The 4,181-nt window shown below is 64.2% G+C and carries 4 protein-coding genes; 3 read left to right on the forward strand and 1 reads right to left on the reverse strand.

Translation table 11 applies throughout. From position 1 onward, the window contains the following. Positions 1-70: 70 nt before the first annotated feature. Entirely contained in the window at positions 71-502 is a 432-nt protein-coding gene (locus ACE04F_RS10270) for a GNAT family N-acetyltransferase (protein ID WP_486106390.1), read from the reverse strand. Between the two features lie 161 nt (positions 503-663). Here ACE04F_RS10270 and ggt point away from each other — a divergent pair, with 161 nt between their 5' ends. From ggt to ACE04F_RS10285, 3 genes are all read left to right on the forward strand, one after another. Continuing rightward, positions 664-2,391, forward strand: a complete 1,728-nt coding sequence (gene ggt / locus ACE04F_RS10275) for a gamma-glutamyltransferase (protein WP_486106392.1) — start codon at positions 664-666, stop codon at positions 2,389-2,391. An 18-nt stretch (positions 2,392-2,409) separates the two neighbouring features. Beyond that, positions 2,410-2,943, forward strand: a complete 534-nt coding sequence (locus tag ACE04F_RS10280; protein WP_486106394.1) for a cysteine hydrolase family protein — start codon at positions 2,410-2,412, stop codon at positions 2,941-2,943. Between the two features lie 128 nt (positions 2,944-3,071). Further along, positions 3,072-4,181 (forward strand): helix-turn-helix domain-containing protein (locus ACE04F_RS10285; RefSeq protein ID WP_486106396.1); only part of this gene is annotated, 1,110 nt, incomplete at its 3' end.

Below are 4,181 nucleotides of genomic sequence, written 5' to 3' on the forward strand. Positions count from 1 at the left end.
GCATTTGACTGAGCCACCGCTTTCGCGAGCAGGCTCGCTCCCACAAGGATGTCCCACAGGGTATGGGTGGTCAGTCAGCGTTCAGCAGGCGCTTCTGGAAAAAGAAGCGCTGATGCCCCGGCGGGTAGTCGTCGATCTGCCCGCACTCGGTGAAACCATGCCGGCGATAGAAGTCCGGGGCCTGGAAGTCGAAGGTGTCGAGCCAGATGCCTACGCAGTCTTTCTCCCTGGCCAGCTGTTCGGCCATCTGCATCAGTTGCGAACCTGTGCCTTGGCCCCGGGCCTGTTCAGGTACCACCAGCAGTTCGATATAGAGCCAACGAAAAAATACTCGGCCGTAGAGTCCGCCGACGATTTCGCCGTGCTCGTCGCGCACCAGCCAGGCAACCGGTTCGGGTGCGCTTCCGCCCGTCTGGGCGATGTTGTAGGCGCGTAGCGGCGCGAGAATGGCCTGGCGTTGTTCATCGGTGGGAGCGTCCGTGCGCTCGATTCTTAACGTCATCGGCGAGGTCCTTGTGCGGTGGGATGATCGAGCGCCCGAGCCTATCGCAACGAGAGTGATGGCGTAAGCCGCCCGACGGGAAACAGGCACATTGCGTAAACCGAGCCATACTGCGTAATGCTTGAAGCGATCCCGACCCTAAAACAAGAAGAGACCGACTCATGAAGTTCGAATCCCTGGCCCGGACCCTCATTGCCACTTCGCTCTCCCTGTGCTGCGTGACTGCCCACGCTGCGTCCCAGGCCCCGGTTGCCGCCGAGAACGGCATGGTGGTGACGGCCCAGCACCTGGCGACCCACGTCGGTGTCGACGTGCTCAAGAACGGTGGCAACGCGGTGGATGCGGCAGTCGCGGTGGGCTACGCCCTGGCGGTAGTCTACCCGGCAGCGGGCAACCTTGGCGGTGGCGGTTTCATGACGCTGCAGATGGCGGATGGCCGCAAGACCTTCCTGGATTTCCGCGAAAAAGCGCCGTTGGCCGCCACGGCCGACATGTACCTGGATAAAGACGGCAATGTCATTCCCGAACTCAGCACCCGTGGCCATTTGGCGGTAGGCGTGCCCGGCACGGTGTCCGGCATGGAGCTGGCGCTGAAGAAATACGGCAGCAAGCCCCGGGAGGAATTGATCGGCCCGGCGATCCGGTTCGCCGAGGAGGGTTTTGTCCTTGAGCAGGGTGATGTCGACCTGCTGGAGACCGCCACGGACGTGTTCAAAAAGGACATGCGCGATTCCGGCGCGATCTTCCTGCACAACGGCGAGCCGATGCAGGCCGGCCAGAAACTGGTGCAGAAAGACCTCGCCAGGACCCTGCGGGAAATTTCCGCCAAGGGCGCGGACGGCTTCTACAAAGGCTGGGTGGCCGATGCCCTGGTGACTTCCAGCCAGGCCAACAAGGGCATCATCACCCAGGCCGACCTGGACAAATACAAGACCCGCGAGCTGGCCCCGGTGGAATGCGACTACCGCGGGTACCACATCATTTCCGCACCACCGCCCAGTTCCGGTGGCGTGGTGCTGTGCCAGATCATGAATATCCTCGACGGGTATCCGATGAAGGACCTGGGCTTCCATTCGGCCCAGGGCATGCACTACCAGATCGAAGCCATGCGTCACGCCTATGTCGATCGCAACAGCTACCTGGGCGACCCGGACTTCGTGCAGAACCCCATCGACCATCTGCTGGACAAGAACTATGCGGCAAAACTGCGCGCCGCGATCGAGCCGCAAAAGGCCGGCGACTCGCACAAGATCAAACCCGGCGTGGCGCCTCACGAGGGCAGCAACACCACCCACTATTCGATCGTCGACCAATGGGGCAACGCCGTTTCCGTCACCTACACCCTCAACGACTGGTTCGGCGCCGGGGTGATGGCGAGCAAGACCGGGGTGATCCTCAACGATGAAATGGACGATTTCACCGCCAAGGTCGGCGTGCCCAACATGTACGGCCTGGTACAGGGTGAGGCCAACGCCATCGCACCGGGCAAGGCGCCGCTGTCGTCCATGAGCCCGACCATTGTCACCAAGGATGGCAAGACCGTGATGGTCGTCGGCACGCCGGGCGGCAGCCGCATCATTACCGCGACCCTGCTGACCATTCTCAATGTGATCGACTACGGTATGAACCTGCAGGAAGCGGTGGACGCACCGCGCTTCCACCAGCAGTGGATGCCGGAGGAGACCAACCTGGAAACCTTCGCCGCCAGCCCCGATACGCTCAAGCTGCTGGAAAGCTGGGGCCACAAGTTCGCCGGCCCGCAGGACCCCAACCACATCGCCGCGATCCTGGTGGGCGCGCCGTCGCTGGGTGGCAAGCCCGTGGGCAAGAATCGTTTCTACGGTGCCAACGATCCGCGCCGCAACACCGGGTTATCGTTGGGCTACTGAGCGCTCGGAGAGGCAAGCATGAGCAGCGCATTGCTGATTATCGATGTCCAGGTCGGGCTATGCACGGGTGAAGAGGAATGCTTCGACAGCCCACGCCTGCTCGGCACCATCAACGACCTCAGTGCCAGGGCTCGGGCTGTCGGCTTGCCGGTTATCCTGGTCCAGCACGAAGAACTTGAGGGCTCGCTGGTTTATGGCAGTGCCGCCTGGCAAGTGGCCGACGGCCTGCTCACCGCCGCGGATGACCTGCGCGTGCGCAAGACCACCGCGGACGCGTTCTACCAGACCGACCTGCTGGCGCTGTTGCAGGCCAGAAGCATTGATCGCGTGGTGATCTGCGGGCTGCAGACCGATTACTGCATCAATGCCACCGTGCGCCAGGCCCATACCCTGGGGTACGAAGTGGTGTTGGCCGCCGATGCGCATTCGACGGTGGACAATGGCAGCCTGTCGGCCGAGCAGATCATTGCCGATCACAACCAGCGACTGGGGCGGCTGAGCAGCGCGGTGTCGCGGATTGATGTGGTACGGGCCGCCGAGATCCGCCTGTAGCCGATACTCACTGTCTGGCCTGGGGAGCAGGCCGGGCTGGTGCTCCAGTGCGCAGCAATCGCAAGATTTTCAGGCCCGCTTCGCACCCCAGCGGGAGCAAGCTCCCTCGCCACTAAGGCCGTCGTTTTATGGATTACGCGATCAGCATAGCAGCGCGGGCATTGGCGGCGAGCGATCCAGTGGCGGCGCTCAATCGCATCGCCTTGCGCACCGATGCCGCGGCCCTCGCCCTGCGCGGCATCGCCATGGCGCAACTGGGGGATATGGAAAAAGCCAGGAGCCTCATGCGCCGGGCAAGTGCGGCGTTCGGGCCCAAGGCGGCCGTGGCGCGGGCGCGGTGTATCGTGGCCGAGGGAGAAATTGCCTTGGCTTCCCGTGACCTGGCGTGGCCCATGAAGCGCCTCGACGCCGCGCGGTCGGTGCTCGAAGCCTACGGCGACCGGGCGAACGTCGGGCATGCTCACGCGATCGAAATCCGCCGCCTGCTGTTGCTCGGTCGCCTTGACGCGGCCGAGCTCAAACTGGCTGATCTGGATCTTTCCAGCCTGCCCTTGGCGTCCCGAGCCGCTTGTGAGCTGGTGGCGGCGGGGATCGCCATGCGACGCCTGCAGACACATATCGCCCAGGCCGCCCTTGAAAGGGCCGGGCAGGCCGCGCGGCAAACCGGCATCGGCGCGCTGAACGCCGAAATCGCCAGCGCCTGGCGCATGCTGAGCTCGCCGGCGGCACGTCTGATTGCCCGCAACAAAGAGCGCTTGCTGATTCTTCAAGAAGTACAGGCGCTGCTGGACGGCGCGGCGCTGGTAGTGGATGCATGCCGGTACTGCATCAGTGGCGCTGGCAGTCAGGTTTCCCTCGCCCGGCGCCCGGTGTTGTTCGCCCTCGCCCGAGGGCTGGCCCAAGCCTGGCCGGACGATGCTTCCAGGGAAGCGCTCATGGCCGAGGCCTTTGGCTTGAAACTGACGGATGAGTCCCACCGCGCCCGGCTGCGGGTCGAGATGGGGCGGTTGCGGGCGGCGCTGCGGCCATTGGCGGAGGTGAAGGCAACCCGGCGCGGTTTTATCCTGATTCCCCGTCAGGCCGACGAAGTCCTGGTGTTGGCGCGCGTCATCGAAGAACCGCACGGAGCGGTGCTGGCACTGCTTGCCGATGGCGAAACCTGGTCCAGTTCGGCCTTGGCCCTCGCCTTGGGCACCAGCCAGCGCAGCGTGCAGCGGGCCTTGGAAACCCTCGACGCC

The sequence above is a fragment of the Pseudomonas sp. AGC41 genome, from assembly GCF_057334555.1.

What these genes read in the sequence shown, in the direction of transcription:
- ACE04F_RS10270 (WP_486106390.1), bottom strand. Translation starts at nt 502, where the DNA reads ATGACGTTAAGAATCGAGCGCACGGACGCTCCCACCGATGAACAACGC.
- ggt (WP_486106392.1), top strand. Translation starts at nt 664, where the DNA reads ATGAAGTTCGAATCCCTGGCCCGGACCCTCATTGCCACTTCGCTCTCC.
- ACE04F_RS10280 (WP_486106394.1), top strand. Translation starts at nt 2,410, where the DNA reads ATGAGCAGCGCATTGCTGATTATCGATGTCCAGGTCGGGCTATGCACG.